The organism is Brucella cytisi (assembly GCF_038433355.1).
In the GTDB taxonomy this organism is placed as follows: domain Bacteria; phylum Pseudomonadota; class Alphaproteobacteria; order Rhizobiales; family Rhizobiaceae; genus Brucella; species Brucella cytisi.
Map to the genome: position 1 here is coordinate 1 of NZ_JBCAUP010000032.1, position 15,412 is coordinate 15,412.

Sequence of the window (15,412 nt, forward strand, 5' to 3'; positions counted from 1 at the left end):
GCGGCTTTGATCAATTGACGGATGGTTGCCGACTTATGGCTGCCGAGATTGTCCATGACGACAATGTCGCCTGGCTTGAGCACCGGGACCAACTGCTGCTCGACATAGGCGCGGAAACACTGGCCGTTCATCGGTCCGTCGAAGACACAGGGTGCTGTAAGCTGATCGTTTCTCAAAGCGCCCAGGAATGTCAGCGTGCGCCAGTGGCCATGCGGTGCAAATGCCCGCAGTCGCTTGCCTTTTGGACCCCAGCCTCTGATCGGCGACATGTTGGTCTTGATCCAGGTCTCATCAATGAAGACCAGCCGTTCGGGATCAAGGTGATTTTGCAGGGTCTTCCAGCGCTGTCTTTTGCGAGCGACGTCGGCACGAGCTTGCTCAAGGGCGAATAGTGTTTTTTTTGAAGCGCAGCCCTTCACTGCGAATGAATTCCCAGATCGTATTGTGCGAGACGGAAATACCCCGCTCGGTCAACGCCGCCTTCAGGCCATGGAGTGTCAGGTGTGGGTTCTCGGCGAGCCGTTGCACAATGATATCACGATGCGGTTCGAGTATCCGCTTGCGGTGGCCGCCCATCTTGCCGGGATGAACCGATCCGGTCGCACGATGGCGCTGGGACCATTTTACGACTGAAGATGCGGCAATTTCAAACCGCGTCGCCACTGAACGAACGCTTTCGCCACTCAGCACGGCGGCAATAACGCGCTCTCGAAGATCATTCGATATCGGTGCGGTCATCCAACGCTGGCCTCCATCCAGCCAGCATCAGTGAATCAGAACAAAACTGATTTGGGAAGCGCATTCGATTCAGAGAAAAACGGAAACGCTCTAAGGCCTGCCCGCCGAACGGTTACATCGAGGGACTTCCTCATGAAGATTTTTCTATACTGCGCCGCATTGCTCATAACACTCGCCCCAAGTGTTTCGATGGCAAAAGGACCGCCAAGCCGCGAGGAATCCTTCTGTTTAGCAAGTCAGGTCCGTAAGTGCTTCAGAATGCCTCTTAACAAGACCGGGAATGCAGTCATCGAGTTCAGGCTTCATAAAGACGGCAAGGCGACTGATGTTGAGTTGGTAAAATCAGGTGGATTCACCAACTATATCGTAGGATTGGCGGCAATGGAGGCCGTCAAAAGATGTCAGCCTTACCAGACTTCGATAGTGGGTAAGGTACGGGTACCATTCATATTCAAATCTAGCGCATCAAAGCCCGTGACAGCGGCTCCAAGGTAGTATGCCTAGATTCTTGCCCGTCCGCCTGTTATTCGCACGCCATGATTAGAAGCGTTTGCATGTTGATTGTCGGTTTCGGAGCACTCATTCAGGGTTCACTCCGTCTTGGAAATCCATCCCAAGCAGTCGAGAAGTCTGGATGGCTATATCAGCAATTCGGAGACCAAGGCGTTGCGATTGGCATGATCGTCCTTGGCGCCGCTGCGTTGGGCATCGGCGTGGTAGTGTTCAAAAACACGTGGGTTCGTGCAATCAAAGCTCGGAAACAGCGCCCTTAGCTTCAAAAATGCAGATACCAGAACAACGCTATTTCTCGTGTTTCGGGATAAAGGCCAAGATACAGAAACCTGTCATACCCGCCTAATGAAAACCCGTAGTTGCTATAAAACCGGCACGCAGAAATATTTGTCGATTGGGTTTCAAGGCGGACGCCTGCCAATCCTGTGTCTCTGGCCCAATGGACCGCAGCATCCATTAAAAGCCTTCCGACCCCTCCTTGTCGATTGCCAGCGGCAACCGCGACGTCCTCCACCACAGCGTACTTGTTCCAGCCTTCGCTAATAGCAAGATACCCAATAGGAATATCATTCAGAACCGCAACGAAAAGTTGCTTGCCGGGTCCTATTAGATATTCTGTCAGATCAGTTTCATCAAAGCCATAATCTTTGCGATACGGCTGCCTCAGCGGAACGGAATCCATTTTTTCAAATGGATCAACAATCTCATCTCGAACTTCAAATGAAAAGTCGTAGTGGGCTAATAGTGAGAGATCGGCGAGTGTTCCGGGCCGTATGCCATAATCACTTGTCTTCATTCGTGTCCACTTTCTCCCATTGTTGAGTGCTTACTTTTAAAGAATCACCTCAGCACCTCAATGAGCGGGAACGACGCATCGAAAAATTTGCCCTATCCGATGTCCAAGTTCTTGGCATCAGCCGCGTGTTCATCCCAGGATTCCGACCACCTATGACTTCATTCCCAAACCGTAAGTCACAATCCGTTACGCTCCCTTGCTTCTGCGAAGCGTGCCGGAATACTCGATCACTCCGCCTGCTCCTAGGACCGATATTCGATGTCGCAAAAATCCGCTTCCGACATACCTTCGATTCCGCGAATCTTCGGGGACATCCCTGCAGCTGCGAGCGGATTTCTGCATGTTTCCAGCGGCAAACATCCCAACACCCTCAAAATACCGCGCGGTATCGGATCGAGCTTCTTTTTCGCCACCCCGTACCAGGTCAGCTTTGGAACGGGGCCGAAGGACATGTTGCGTAGGTGCGGATCGCAATATCGCAGTTTACACCTCTTCTGCATACGCGCCCAAAATCCCGTTGAAATCTGCCTGTGACCAATTTGATTTTATCTGCCGTTCCCTTAACTGTAGGCCCGCGCATTAAGGTACGAATACATAGCCGCTTTGACGGGAGATGGGCTTTTTTCCACGGCGCAACAAAGGCTTGAGCAGATTCAACTTTTGGATCGCTGACTTTATTGATTGCTGGGTTGCGCTTAAAGGTAACGACGTGGATTTGTTGCCAGATAGAAAGTGTTGATCAGCGTGTTGATGTCGAACACTGGTAAACCGGATTCAGCCGCAACGTAGGATGAAAACGGGCACATATTCGTGCATTCAAACAAGATCGCTCCGGGATTTTCACAGCTCGCCATAAATTCTCGCGTCATTTCCAGCATTTCTTCCTTCAACACTTCCGTGTCGAGATAATCGCGACCTTCAATATAGGTCTGTGGAAACTCAGCATTCTGCTTCATTCCCTGCACCTGTACGGGAATGGCCTCAGATGACCAGCCAACTCCTTTGAAGTGTTCGTCATTCATATGATGCGCGCGCTCGGTAAAAACGCCGATGACTTTGCCTGGCGCCAGCATTGCGTGAATGATCGGTGCCTGCATCAAGGATGAGGTGAAGACCGGAATGTTAACCGCTGCGGCGATGTCCTTCTGAAACGGCCCAAGAAAACCGCAGCTTGTGGTGATGGCGCGTACACCTTCCGCTTCCAGTTCGCGCGCGGCTTCGATGAAAGGATCGATCAGTTTTGGATCGGGATTATTGCCCATGATGCGTGTGGCATGCGCACCTCTTACTGTCTTGTAACGCACAGGAAAATCATAGGACAGCGCATTGCCGATATCGCCAGCAGGACGAGGAAAAATCGTGTCCAGCATCAGCACACCAATCTGCTGGCCATAATTGGTGTAGCCACCTTTGAGCATCATAGTTTCATTCCTTTGAATTCAGGATAATTAGCAGCCGAAGCGCGCGGGCGAGAAGGCGCGAGCGCTTTCGGAAGGTAAGTTATTGATTTCATCGAGCACCATATCGGCAGTCTTGGGCGCAGCGGCGATCCCGATATGGCCATGGCCGAAAGCTGCGATAATTCCGGTATGGCGTGTGAGTTTGCCAATCACCGGAATCCCATCGGCAGGCGATGGCCGATGCCCCATCCAGAGTTTCATATGCTGCAAATCGTGCTTTGCCAGATTGGGATAACTCACCAGCGCGTGTTTGAGCAGCACCTCCGAGCGTCGCCAATCCGGAGCTTTCTTCACAGTTGCCAATTCAACCTGTCCGGAAAGCCGCAGTCCCATATTGGTTGGCGTATTTCCCATTCGCCCGGTGCTCGGCATGATCGGGATATCGAAAGGAAGCTCATTCATCGGCAAGGTTACATGATAGCCGCGCTCGCTTTGCATGGGCACATGCATGCCAAGATCGTGCATGATACACCCGGAATGGATGCCTGCTGCCAGCACAATATGGTCAGCGGCAATACTCTCATCATTATCGAGCACAACACGCGGCGAAACATCGGTAAGTACCCTGACGACATTACTTCGAATGAAACGAACACCTGTCTTTTCAGCCTGCGCTGCGATACCCGCAACATAACTTCCGGTATCAAGACAATGCGCGCCTTCCGTCACATGAATGGCAAAACGATAGTCACTCCCAAGAGCAGGGATACGTTCGCGCAGCTCCGCTTCCTGCCATTCATTGAACAGAATGCCGTTATCACGGCGCAATTGCCAGCTGAGCGCCTCGACCTCAAAGGCAGCACGATCAGGATAGGCGTAAAGCAAACCCTTCTGCACAATCAGATGCTCCTGACCCGTCTTTCTGGCGAGCTCAAGATGGCGTGTCGGCCCATCATTAAGCAACCAGTTGAGCTTGGCTGCAGTTTTTGTCACCCGTGATTTTGTGGCACCCGCAAGCAAAAAGCGCATCAACCATGGCGCCAGCCTTGGAACCGATTTCCAATCAAGTGTGAGCGGCCCGTTGCGATCAAGCAGGAAGCCAGGAACCTGCCGCCATAGTCCCGGCATACTCATTGGAATGATCGAAGCCGGGCTAATCCAGCCACCATTGCCGTAGCTTGCACTTTGCTCACCGCCCGGTTCTGAGCCATCGCACAGCGTTACCTTCAGGCCAGCCTCAGCAAGCCGCAAGGCGGTTGTGGAGCCGATAATGCCAGCCCCGACGACAATAACATTGCCTGTCATGACATTTATCCGTTCTGCGCGTGCATTTATGCGAGACCGCCATGGAAATGGCTTAAGAATTCTCGGGTTGCGGCTTCATGCGGCTCATTGATCACCTGACGAGCATCGCCGGTTTCAACGACGTAACCGTCCTGCATGAAGATGACCTTGTCAGCGACATCACGAGCAAAGGCCATTTCATGGGTCACAAGGATCATCGTCATACCTTGCTCGGCCAGTTGTCGGATGACCGCCAGAACTTCTCCGACCAGCGCCGGATCGAGAGCCGATGTTGCCTCGTCAAACAGCATCACATCAGGGCGCATGGCGAGCGCCCTTGCAATCGCCACACGTTGCTTCTGACCGCCTGACAGCTGTTCAGGTCTGGCATCTGCACGAGCTGCAAGCCCAACCTTCTCCAGCAGTTCCATAGCCAGTTGACGCGCTGCCTTTTTGTCCTGCTTCAAAACTGTAACCGGCCCGATCATGACATTGTCGAGGACACTCATATGCGGAAACAGGTTGAAGTTCTGGAACACCATCCCGGTATTGGCGCGGAATGCCGCGAGATATTTGTCTTTGAGCGACAGGTTCCCGGACGAGAAATCTATCTTCTGCTCACCAATTGCGATATAACCCGCATCGGGCAGCGAAAGCAGATTGAGACTGCGCAGTAGCGTTGATTTACCGGAGCCACTTGGTCCGATCAGCGCAACCACCTGTCCGCGCTCAACTGTGAGGCTGATATTGCGCAGCACCTCGATGTCGCCGAAAGACTTCTTCAGTCCGCGCACTTCGATCATCGGTTCAGCATTCATAGCTTACCCCCACAATGACGGTTCGCTCGATACGGTTCATCATTTCAACCTGCCTTCCAGCCCATGAGCGAGCCGCGTCAGAGGGAAGAGAACAGCGAGATACAGCACTGCAATCAGGGTGTAGGTTTCAAGCGGCCGATAGGTTGCCGAGGTAACAAGCTGGCCCTGATAAAGAAGATCAGGCACAGCAAGAACCGACAAAAGCGATGTGTTCTTGAGTTGAAGCACGGACTGGTTGACCAATGGCGGCACCATGCGGCGCAGTGCCTGTGGCAGAATGATCTTGCCCATGAGCTGACCGCGGCGCATACCGATTGCACGTCCTGCATCCCATTGCCCCGCATCAATGGAAACGATGCCACCACGAATGATTTCCGCATAAAATGCAGCACCATAGAAGGTAAGCGTAATGAAAGCCGCCATGGCCGGCGAAATTTCAAATCCGATCAGCATCGGGAGTGCGTAGTAGCACCAAACCAGTTGCACCAGCACTGGCGTACAGCGGAAAACTTCAACAACCGTCATGATGGGGACTGTGATAATCTTTTTGCCGGAAAGCCTACCCAGAGCGAAGACGGTTCCAACGAAAATACCCGAGAGTACGGTTATAATCGTAAAACCGACCGTGTAGGCCAGGCCCTGGAGGAATAATCCCCGATACTGCCAAAGGCCGGAAAAGTCCCATTGATAGTCCATTAATTCACTCTTTCTGACATCCCGGCGAAGGCACGGGAAGACGTTGAGCTGAACAGCCAATGCCCCAGCGACAGGACATCGAACACTGGCAAGCCACATGCTTTTGCGACGGCTTGTGCAAATGGCGGCATGTTTGTGCACTCAAGAACAACGGCACCAAGGTCGTGTTCGCGAGACTTCAACTCTTGCGCCGCATGTATGATTTCAGCTTCAAGCGCGACGCGATCATAAGTTCCACTACCTTCGATCAGTTCACGAAACGCTCCACCGTCTGGCATGCCAATTCGTGGCGTGCTGACGTCGGCGCCACAAGCAGCGAAGATCGCATCATCAAGGCCCGCATCGTCATAAGTGATCACACCCACTTTGCGTTCCTGTCCGATCAGTGTGCTGACCATTGGCAATTGAAGCAAACTGGATGTCGCAATCGGCACAGAAAGCTTTGTGCTCAGAACACTTTGATGTCTGGCCATGAAGCCGCAAGACGTCACCAGTGCGCCGCAGCCCTCCGCAATCAAGGCTTCACCCGCAATGAGGAAGTCTTCGATCAACCCGGCACCACCCTGTCGGATGATTTTATCGGGCGAAGCTCCGCTTACCTTTTTGAAACGCACTGGCATCTCCCAGGATGCCGGATTGCCGACATCTCCAGACGGACGCGGAAAGCCGGTGTCAAGCATGATGACACCGAGTGACCTTTGCTGATGCTGCATGATGATTGACGCGTCAGAACTTCAAAGTTGGCGGCAGGTCAGATGGCTGCACGCCAACAAGCGACAAGCTGTTGACGATCCATTCATTGACCTTGCCTTCCTCCCGGCGCTTTTTAAGCCAAACATCGACGTAGTCGCGGAATTCGCCCTTTTCGTCTTTGCGTACACCAATCGTCGTTGGCTGGCTATCCAGCGGCTCCGGAACAAAAACCTTAAATTTGTCGCCAAGCTTGTGCGCCGTCACCACCGACATCAGCGCAACCTGCACAATCGCATCTGCCCGGCCAGACTGTAGTGCGATAACTGTTTCATCCGCACCTTTGAGCGCAACGAGCGTGCAATTGGGCAATGTCTTGCGGGCGAAGAGATCCTGTGTGGAACCGAGATCAACTGTGACGCGGATCTCCGGCTTGTTCAATTCTTCCCAATTTTTGACCTCGCGGTCCTTGCTGGTGATGACGGTGAAAACGTTATCCATCATTGCTTCGGTGAAATCGACGGATTTCGCGCGCTCAGGATTGTTGCTGAGGGCAAACATGATGTCGATTTTACCGCCCTGAAGGTCCATAACGGAATTACCCCAAGTGGTTTCGACCATTTCGAGAGGAACACCAATATATTCCGCCAAATCCCTGCCCATGGAAACGCAGAAGCCGTCCCATTCTCCGGTGGCGAGATTTTTTTGATAGTAAGGCGGAGTACCATTGAACACACCGATACGCAGGGCACCCCGGTCCTTGATGGATTTCAGTGCCGCACCGTCTTCGACAGCCCACGAAAAGCCGGGAGCAAGCATGACCGCCGTGCCACCCAAAAGCGTTGTCTGGATAAACTTACGTCTATTCATTGTTGTTTCCCTCTTTTTGAATCGAGCATTACTGAGCGCTTGAATGCACCAGACTGCTTTCTCTATTAAACTTATTGGAAAGTACTACCGAGTAACTGACGTTCTCGATCCCTTCGATTTGTGCGAGCTCCTCGATGAGTGCTTCCAGATCTTCGAGAAACCCTACATGAACCCGGCACAATATGTTGGCCGGGCCACTAATAGCATCAGCGGTCAGGATTTCCGGATAGGCATGCAACGTTGCAAATAGACGCTGCACAATGCGTTGCGAGGCCGTGATAAACAGATAGGCCGAAATGCTGTTGTCGTCCTTTGCCCGGCGAACGATAGCCCGATATCCCAATATGACGCCGCGACGCTCCAGACGGCCTATCCGCTCCTGAACACTCGACCGGGCAAGACCCACGCGCCGCGCCAATTCACTCGCCGGGAGACGTGCGTTTTCCTCCAGTATACTGACCAGATTTCGGTCGATACTATCACCGTAGTCCATCGTGTTCCCTTATGTTTATTTTTAATGAGAATGCGGCGCTTTCTCATCAAATAAAAGCATTGAAAATTGGATTAAGCATGACTTAAACTCATGATGAAATTCTGAGGTTACCCAATGCGCCGCTTTCTCCCATCTCTTTCGGCTCTGCACGCTTTCGATGCTTCGGTGCGCTATCTAAGCTTCACACGCGCATCGGAAAATCTTGGGATGACACAAAGCGGTGTCAGCCGTCAGATACAAAATCTTGAATCTTTTCTCGGGCTTAAACTGTTTGAACGTGCTGGACCACGGCTGGTTCTGACCGAAGAAGGGCAGAACTATTATGAGGAAGTTTCGCGCATTCTGGCAAAGCTCGAAGAAGTGTCGATGGATGCAGTGCGCGGGTATAAAACGCAGAGCTTGCTCAAAGTCGGCTTGCCGCCGACATTGATGCGAAAATGGGCGCCAGGCATTATCAGCACCTTTGCGAGATCTCATCCGCAGATTTGGTTTGAAGTGTTTCCGTGCTCGCACGATCTCGACTGGGGGAAGTCCGATCTCGATCTTGCTGTGCTGCGCGGCATCGGCAACTGGGCCAATGTGCGTAGCCATCTGCTGTTTCCTGAAGAGCTTGTCGTGATTGGATCGCCAGATATCGTGCCCGAAAACGGACTGTCGGGAGATGTGGAATTGCTGGACTTCCCCTTGATTCAGAACTCAAACAGACCCAGCCTGTGGCTGCATTGGCTGCGCGGCGCGGGTATTCATTACAACAAGCGCATTTTTGGTCCGCGTCTGCCAACGCATGACGTTATTATCGAATGTGCTGCTGCAGGTATGGGGCTTGCAATCGCGCCCAGAATTTTTGTGCGGGACGAATTGCGCTCCGGAAAACTCAAGCTTGCACTTGAGCGCGTGCAGACATCTGGCGAAAGCTATTTTCTTTGCTCAGCGCAGGCACGTCAGGGTTCGAAAAATGTCCGGCTGTTCCGCGATTGGTTTATTACTGAAGCAAAGCGCCACAGACATTCTCTGCCTGTGGCGTCGTAAATAATGGCAGTCAAAAACGGCTCAGACGTAGGAGCGTTCAAGCGGTTTCAGATTGAGTGGATCTTCACCGCGCTTTAAAAGCCATGAATAGACCGGCGGCACACGGTCAGCGATCGATTCAACATGGATATCGACAAAGCAAGGGCCATCCTTCCACGCGAAAGCTTCCGCCAAGGCTACATCAACCTCATCGGCGGTTTTTGCCGTCCATGCTTTCAGGCCATAGGCTTCGGCGATTGCTTGACCTTTGGGGGCAAGAAAATCAACGCCAAAGCATTGATTGTGTCCTTTCAACCTGTGCAAACCTTTGATCCAGCCAAATGTCGCATTGTTGAACAGGATAAGGATCGCTGGCACCTGCAAACGAACAAGCGTTTCAAGCTCGCCTACCGTCATGCCGAAAGAACCATCACCGAACAGTCCGATGGGACGCTTGTCTGAATCGGCACACCAAGCACCGACCGTGGCAGGAAGTGCAGATCCAAGGCCACCAAAAGCACGCGGAATGGCAAACCGTGTCTCCTGATCGCTGATCTTCAAGAAACGTGTCATGTAGGGCGTCGGTGTGCCGGCATCAGAATAAATCAGGGCTGGCTGTCCCGATTGGCTCAATGCATCATTGAAGGAACGCACAACTCGCTCTGGACGCAACGGCACACGCTCGTCATTCAAAGCTTCCTCGGCATGTTCCCAGAATATACGTCTACGAGCATTCAACTCCTCGATCCAGCCATCGTGTTTTTTGGGCTCAATCGTCAGCTCGATCTGCAATAGTTGTTCAAGAACCAGCAATGCATCGCCCTGAATGGAGAGCAAATTCTCATAATTATTGGCCATGATCTCGGGCGAAATATCAATCTGTGCAAGACGCCGATTAAGCGTGAACTTGGGAAAGGTCCAGCCAATCGTCACAACGGAACCGATGCGTGATCCAACAAACAGGGTAAAATCAGAATGTTCCAACGCCCAATTGGCATGGGGATGATAACCATTGTCGCCGATAACCCCGATTGCCAGACGATGATCATCATCAATCGCGCCCTGCCCCGTCATCGTTGTGCACATTGGAATGTCGTACTTCTCGGCCAGCCTTGAAATCTGATCGCCCGCTCTGGCGCGATTGACACCGCCGCCAGCAACGATCAGAGGTTGTTCCGCCTTTGCAATCAGTTCAAGCAGTTCATGCAGCTTCTGTTTTGGCGGCAGTGTCGGAAACGCCGGGAAAGTTTTGCATTCTTCTTCGATGTGCAGTGAAATACGTGCGGGATCGACCTCAGCGAGAAGCATATCCTCGGGGATCTGGAGATGTACGGCACCTGGTTTTCCAGAACAGGCGACGCGAAACGCACGACGGATGATTTCCGGCAATTTCTCCGCTGATTTCACTTGAACGGAGAGCTTGGTCACAGGCTCAAACAGTTTGGCGCAATCAAGCTCAGTGAGAACACCGCGCCCTTCTCCCGGCAAAGGAATATCAATGGTCAGGAGGATAACAGGTATCGACGATCCATTTGATTCAGCGACAGGCGGCAGCGAATACATTGCGCCCGCACCCGACGGACACTCAAAGATACCGGGCTTATTGGTAAAACGACCATAGGCATCCGCCATATAACCGGCAGAGCGTTCATCACGCGCCATGACATGGCGGATTTCGCCTTCGCGCTGCTGCAGGGCTTCATAGAGCGGCACGTTGGTATCGCCCGGCACCCCGAAGATTGTCTCTACACCATAGCCAATCAACATCTGGACCAAAATATCCGCGCCGCGCATTCCACCACTCCTTCAGAATCTGATGGACCGAGAATAGGCGCTATCGTTTTCGGGCTGAACCGTCGGATCGACGATCGTATCATATCAATGCCGACGAAACGCAGGTGCGGGGCGGCATCATTACAATAGAAAGCGCACCAATTTTGATGCCACCTAACCTCAATTATGAAACTTATGAGTGTTTTAGACGTCGGCTGTCGTAGAACACAGCTTCAGTAGTGATTTGTCTTTTTGGCTAATTTACGTTGCTTCTCAAGTACAACTAAACGCGTTTTTTGTGGCAAGCAAGAATCCAAAGAAGATAAAATCCCCCCAACAGTCCGGTCGTAAGACCAATCGGCATTTTGATGCCGAACGGCACATGCTGGCTTAACAAATCAGCGCCGACCAGAAGGGTAGCCCCCATAAGGGCGCCCGATATCAGCGGGAAACTAGAATTCGCGGTCAGACGTCGGGCCAGTTGTGGCGCGGCGAGAGCGACAAAGGCAATCGGACCGACTGATGCGGTAGCAACAGATGTCAGGGTGACCGCAACGAGTACCATCATCAGACGCGTACGCTCGGGCTGAATGCCAAGCTGGCATGCCGCATCATCGCCCATCTCCAAGAGATTGGTGGATTTGGCGTAGTAAAGTGCCAGCGGCACGGTTACCACAAATCCGGCCATCGCCGGGACAGCATGTGCCCAGCTTCTTGTATTGAGCGATCCAGATAACCAGAGTTGGGCCGACGCGGCCTGGTCCAGATCGCCCGCGACCAGGAGTACAGTGTTGATGCCCGAAAGGACGGCCCCCACACCGATTCCGACGAGGATGAGCCGATAGCCGCCTGTCCGGCGCCCTTTGACAGCCAACACAAACACAAGGACTGCCGCCGCCATCCCACTTGCAACGGCTGAAAGCGCTGTTTCAAGCGGACCGGCATTGAGCAATATGATCTGTGCGATTGCGCCCGTTGCAGCACCTGTCGTAAAACCGATCACATCGGGCGAGCCAAGGGCATTGCGCGAGATTGATTGGAAGATCGAGCCTGCCATGCCGAGTGAAGCCCCCACAAACAAGGCTGTGACAAGGCGAGGCAAACGTACGCGCTGGATTATGCGGTCGGCGGTCGCATTGTCGCTTCCGCCAAGAAGACTCGAGACGACCTGGGAAGAGCTAAACGACATTGTACCTGTTGCGATATGGAAAACCGCAAGCAACAGGATGACTGCAAGCAAGAGGCAGCAGATCATCAATGGGCGCGATTTCCAGCGAACAGAAACAGGACCTATTCGCAACATATTCATTGAACAGCTCATAGTTTCGTCAGCCGGAATTTGCGCACGACAAAGATGAAGAACGGCCCGCCGATCAACATGGAGACAATCCCGGCCGCAATTTCTGAAGGTGCTGCAATCAACCTGCCGATAATGTCAGCGCCTAGCAGAAGGATGGACGACAGCAATGCGGAGTATGGCAGTATCCAACGATAGTCCGGTCCGGTGATGGTCCTGGCCAGATGAGGCGCAACCAGTCCGACGAACGCGACAGGGCCAGCCCCTGCGGTGGCGGAACCTGCCAGAAGCATTACGGAAAGACAGGCCAGAAGCCAGGTTACATGCAGGTTGACGCCCAGCGCAGCACCAAAATCCCTGCCTAGCGCTATTGCATTCAGGTTACCGGCGATCAACATCGCCACGGCAAGCCCAGCGGTGATTGCCGGAACCAGAATGGCGACGACATCAAGGCCGCGCCCTTCAACGGAGCCTGCGGCCCAGTGACGAAACTGGTCAAGGACAGCGAGCGGTGCATTGATGACAACAATGCCCGTAACCGACGCAAGCACAACCGACAATCCGGCTCCGGCCAGCACTAGTTGCACGGGATTATTCGCCTTGCCGTGGGCGTCTCCGAGAATGAAGACGGCAATTCCTGCCAGACCAGCACCCGCAAATCCGAACCAGACGTATTGCGCCATCGTCGTCAGGTTAAAGGTCACGATCCCCAGAATGACCGCGACAGCTGCACCTGCATTGATCCCCAGCAATCCTGGTTCGGCGAGCGGATTGCGCGTTACAGCCTGCATGATAGCGCCAGCGATTCCAAAAGCCATCCCTGCGATGATTGCAACGATGGTGCGCGGGAAACGCAGTTCGCGAATGACAAGATGTTCGTTGTTCGAAAAATCAGGTTGCCATAGCGCATGGACGGTGTCGGTAAGGGCGATTGACCGGGAGCCCAGAGCAAGGCTGCAAAGCGCCATTGCGGCCAAAATGGCGGCGGCAATAATAAGGCCCCGAACACGCCGCTTCTGCAACGGCATGACGAATTGTATCCCGTTTGACGTCATTTGCGAAAATTGGACGCAACAGCCTCGATCATCTGGAGACCGGAATAATAGTCGATACGGAAAGAAGATGGTCCGAGAGGATAGACTTTATGATCGCGGACCGCGGGAAGGTTCGCCAGTACTGAATCTTCCAGCAATGCCTGGACGTCATTTTGTGAGCCGCGCAAAAGAAAAATGCTCTTGCCGGTGATCGCTGCTGAAAGGTTCTCGTGGGAAATGAAATCGAAATCGGACCGGCGTGTGACATCCTTGGCTACTGTGTCGGGCAAGCCATCGACCTTGAAACCCAATGCTTGCAGAAGTTGTGATTGCGGGCTTGAAATTCTGCCGACCGAGTAGCTGTTGCCGATATTGTAGCCGACGATTGTGACCGGTTCGCTGGGCGGCGCAATCGTCGCAGCCACCTCTGCAACCTTGGTGTCGAAACGAGCGATCGTCGCGCCGGTCTCATCTTCCAACCCCAACGCCGTGCCGAGCTCAGTAGCAATCTCCTGCCAGCTCTGGTTAGAATAATTGACGACCAGCGTCGGAATGCCTTGCGCTTCCAATTCGCTGTAATGTTGGACGACACTGTCCGCTCCGGTCGCCGACGCGATCAACAGGTCCGGTTCAACCCCGATAATGGCTTCCATGTCGAATTCGAGATTGGGATATAGCACTTCGACGCCCCGCTCATCGGCGACTTCTGCCCATTGAAGGAAAAAGCCCTTATTATCTGTCAGCGGGCTCGGGGTCGTCGCGGCTGTCGCAACCAAAGGAGCGCCCATGGCCAGCAGAATACCGGTTATGCTGGGTGTGGTCGATACGATGCGAATGGGTTTGGTTTTCAGTACGAGTTCGCCCGCTTCATGCTTTACGGTACGTGGCCAGACCTGTTCGGCGGCCATGACCGTCCGAAGTGGAGAAAACAGAATGACCATGCTGGCGAGAAGCAAGAAAATCGGACGTGCAGCTTGCATGGCTATTCTCCACCGACGCAAATTGGAAATCTTCAGATGGAAAGCTTTCCGAACGAACGCGCGACCAGCCAGCGTTTCGAATGGGAAAACACTGCGCCGTTATCGAACAAGGAGCGAGCGGTCTGCTTCGGCCCCGAAAACTGGAGCTGATTACTCCATATTGCAGAATGCGTTCTACAATGCAATACGAACAGCCACGTGATTTCCTCCAGGGACGACCAGCCATGATGCAACGCCTGCATGCGGACGCCGTTACATTGCGCTACGATGATCGGGTCATCGTCGAAAATTTGTCGATTATTATTCCGGATGCGTCTTTCACCGTCATCGTCGGCCCCAATGCTTGCGGGAAGTCCACATTGCTGCGTGCCTTGTCACGATTGCTTGCCCCGGTCAGTGGAAAAGTCGTGCTGGATGGCCGTAACATAAGCCATTTTCCGGCAAAGGAAGCTGCGCGCAGGCTCGGTCTTCTACCGCAAACCTCGGTTGCTCCCGATGGCATCACCGTTGCCGATTTGGTGTCTCGCGGTCGCTATCCGCATCAGTCCTTTCTGCGACAATGGTCGGTGAAAGACGAAAAAGCGGTAGCACTCGCCATGGAAGCCACCCGCATTTCCGACCTCGCCAACCGTTCAGTCGACGAACTTTCCGGCGGCCAGCGTCAGCGCGTCTGGATTGCGCTTGTGCTGGCCCAAGAAACGCCTATCCTTCTGCTCGATGAACCGACAACCTATCTCGATATCGCGCATCAGATCGAACTTCTGGAATTGCTGGCGGAACTTAACCGCGAGGGCCGGACTGTCGTTGCCGTACTACACGATCTCAATCATGCCTGCCGATATGCTTCACATCTGGTAGCCATGCGAAACGGGGCGATCATGGCGGAAGGCGCTCCATCCGAGATCGTTACAGAAAAGCTGATAGAAGATGTGTTCGGCCTTGCATCGGTAATCATTACCGATCCGGTTTCGGGAACGCCGCTCGTCGTCCCCCGAGGAACGACCCCGCAATCTCCGTGACAT

The 15,412-nt window shown here is 53.3% G+C and carries 14 protein-coding genes and 1 pseudogene; 2 read left to right on the top strand and 13 right to left on the bottom strand.

From position 1 onward, the window contains the following. The 9 genes and pseudogenes from AAE521_RS23060 to AAE521_RS23100 form a co-directional block, all read right to left on the bottom strand. Positions 1-738: pseudogene (locus AAE521_RS23060) on the bottom strand (IS630 family transposase); the annotation flags it as partial. 775 nt (positions 739-1,513) lie between these two features. Further along, positions 1,514-2,047: a GNAT family N-acetyltransferase gene (locus AAE521_RS23065; protein WP_071633975.1), complete on the bottom strand. Its 534-nt coding sequence runs from the start codon at positions 2,045-2,047 to the stop codon at positions 1,514-1,516. A 695-nt stretch (positions 2,048-2,742) separates the two neighbouring features. Beyond that, positions 2,743-3,468 carry an aspartate/glutamate racemase family protein gene (locus AAE521_RS23070; RefSeq protein ID WP_071633973.1) on the bottom strand — a complete coding sequence of 242 codons (726 nt, stop codon included), beginning with the start codon at positions 3,466-3,468 and terminating at the stop codon, positions 2,743-2,745. Between the two features lie 27 nt (positions 3,469-3,495). Further along, on the bottom strand, positions 3,496-4,752 hold the full coding sequence (locus tag AAE521_RS23075; protein ID WP_071633972.1) for an NAD(P)/FAD-dependent oxidoreductase: 1,257 nt from the start codon (positions 4,750-4,752) through the stop codon (positions 3,496-3,498). A gap of 26 nt (positions 4,753-4,778) precedes the next feature. After that, positions 4,779-5,549, bottom strand: a complete 771-nt coding sequence (locus tag AAE521_RS23080; RefSeq protein WP_071633971.1) for an amino acid ABC transporter ATP-binding protein — start codon at positions 5,547-5,549, stop codon at positions 4,779-4,781. Positions 5,550-5,588: 39 nt separating this feature from the next. Beyond that, on the bottom strand, positions 5,589-6,245 hold the full coding sequence (locus AAE521_RS23085; protein WP_071633970.1) for an amino acid ABC transporter permease: 657 nt from the start codon (positions 6,243-6,245) through the stop codon (positions 5,589-5,591). Next, positions 6,245-6,958 (bottom strand): aspartate/glutamate racemase family protein, encoded by a 714-nt coding sequence (locus AAE521_RS23090; RefSeq protein ID WP_071633969.1) that lies wholly within the window; start codon positions 6,956-6,958, stop codon positions 6,245-6,247. The genes AAE521_RS23085 and AAE521_RS23090 overlap by 1 nt, the downstream gene beginning before the upstream one ends. A gap of 13 nt (positions 6,959-6,971) precedes the next feature. Beyond that, positions 6,972-7,805: a transporter substrate-binding domain-containing protein gene (locus AAE521_RS23095; RefSeq protein WP_071633968.1), complete on the bottom strand. Its 834-nt coding sequence runs from the start codon at positions 7,803-7,805 to the stop codon at positions 6,972-6,974. Positions 7,806-7,833: 28 nt separating this feature from the next. Further along, on the bottom strand, positions 7,834-8,298 hold the full coding sequence (locus AAE521_RS23100) for an Lrp/AsnC family transcriptional regulator (protein ID WP_071633967.1): 465 nt from the start codon (positions 8,296-8,298) through the stop codon (positions 7,834-7,836). Positions 8,299-8,412: 114 nt separating this feature from the next. Between AAE521_RS23100 and AAE521_RS23105 the strand changes: the two genes are divergently transcribed. Then, entirely contained in the window at positions 8,413-9,327 is a 915-nt protein-coding gene (locus tag AAE521_RS23105; RefSeq protein ID WP_071633966.1) for a LysR substrate-binding domain-containing protein, read from the top strand. A 21-nt stretch (positions 9,328-9,348) separates the two neighbouring features. Here AAE521_RS23105 and AAE521_RS23110 read toward each other — a convergent pair whose 3' ends face one another. From AAE521_RS23110 to fepB, 4 genes are all read right to left on the bottom strand, one after another. Next, complete coding sequence (locus AAE521_RS23110) at positions 9,349-11,100, bottom strand: thiamine pyrophosphate-binding protein (protein ID WP_071633965.1); 1,752 nt, start codon at positions 11,098-11,100, stop codon at positions 9,349-9,351. Positions 11,101-11,362: 262 nt separating this feature from the next. Then, positions 11,363-12,388, bottom strand: a complete 1,026-nt coding sequence (locus AAE521_RS23115; protein WP_342062608.1) for a FecCD family ABC transporter permease — start codon at positions 12,386-12,388, stop codon at positions 11,363-11,365. 8 nt (positions 12,389-12,396) lie between these two features. Continuing rightward, positions 12,397-13,404 (bottom strand): FecCD family ABC transporter permease, encoded by a 1,008-nt coding sequence (locus AAE521_RS23120; RefSeq protein ID WP_342062609.1) that lies wholly within the window; start codon positions 13,402-13,404, stop codon positions 12,397-12,399. A gap of 23 nt (positions 13,405-13,427) precedes the next feature. After that, on the bottom strand, positions 13,428-14,390 hold the full coding sequence (gene fepB / locus AAE521_RS23125; RefSeq protein ID WP_342062610.1) for a Fe2+-enterobactin ABC transporter substrate-binding protein: 963 nt from the start codon (positions 14,388-14,390) through the stop codon (positions 13,428-13,430). 224 nt (positions 14,391-14,614) lie between these two features. Here fepB and AAE521_RS23130 point away from each other — a divergent pair, with 224 nt between their 5' ends. Next, entirely contained in the window at positions 14,615-15,409 is a 795-nt protein-coding gene (locus AAE521_RS23130; protein WP_071633979.1) for an ABC transporter ATP-binding protein, read from the top strand. The last annotated feature ends 3 nt before the right edge of the window (positions 15,410-15,412 follow it).

Bases quoted from the DNA above. Each gene is read 5' to 3' on its own strand.
- AAE521_RS23090 (WP_071633969.1), bottom strand. From the start codon at position 6,958: ATGCAGCATCAGCAAAGGTCACTCGGTGTCATCATGCTTGACACCGGC.
- AAE521_RS23105 (WP_071633966.1), top strand. From the start codon at position 8,413: ATGCGCCGCTTTCTCCCATCTCTTTCGGCTCTGCACGCTTTCGATGCT.
- AAE521_RS23115 (WP_342062608.1), bottom strand. From the start codon at position 12,388: ATGAATATGTTGCGAATAGGTCCTGTTTCTGTTCGCTGGAAATCGCGC.
- AAE521_RS23100 (WP_071633967.1), bottom strand. From the start codon at position 8,298: ATGGACTACGGTGATAGTATCGACCGAAATCTGGTCAGTATACTGGAG.
- fepB (WP_342062610.1), bottom strand. From the start codon at position 14,390: ATGCAAGCTGCACGTCCGATTTTCTTGCTTCTCGCCAGCATGGTCATT.
- AAE521_RS23110 (WP_071633965.1), bottom strand. From the start codon at position 11,100: ATGCGCGGCGCGGATATTTTGGTCCAGATGTTGATTGGCTATGGTGTA.
- AAE521_RS23095 (WP_071633968.1), bottom strand. From the start codon at position 7,805: ATGAATAGACGTAAGTTTATCCAGACAACGCTTTTGGGTGGCACGGCG.
- AAE521_RS23070 (WP_071633973.1), bottom strand. From the start codon at position 3,468: ATGATGCTCAAAGGTGGCTACACCAATTATGGCCAGCAGATTGGTGTG.
- AAE521_RS23120 (WP_342062609.1), bottom strand. From the start codon at position 13,404: ATGCCGTTGCAGAAGCGGCGTGTTCGGGGCCTTATTATTGCCGCCGCC.
- AAE521_RS23080 (WP_071633971.1), bottom strand. From the start codon at position 5,549: ATGAATGCTGAACCGATGATCGAAGTGCGCGGACTGAAGAAGTCTTTC.
- AAE521_RS23130 (WP_071633979.1), top strand. From the start codon at position 14,615: ATGATGCAACGCCTGCATGCGGACGCCGTTACATTGCGCTACGATGAT.
- AAE521_RS23065 (WP_071633975.1), bottom strand. From the start codon at position 2,047: ATGAAGACAAGTGATTATGGCATACGGCCCGGAACACTCGCCGATCTC.
- AAE521_RS23075 (WP_071633972.1), bottom strand. From the start codon at position 4,752: ATGACAGGCAATGTTATTGTCGTCGGGGCTGGCATTATCGGCTCCACA.
- AAE521_RS23085 (WP_071633970.1), bottom strand. From the start codon at position 6,245: ATGGACTATCAATGGGACTTTTCCGGCCTTTGGCAGTATCGGGGATTA.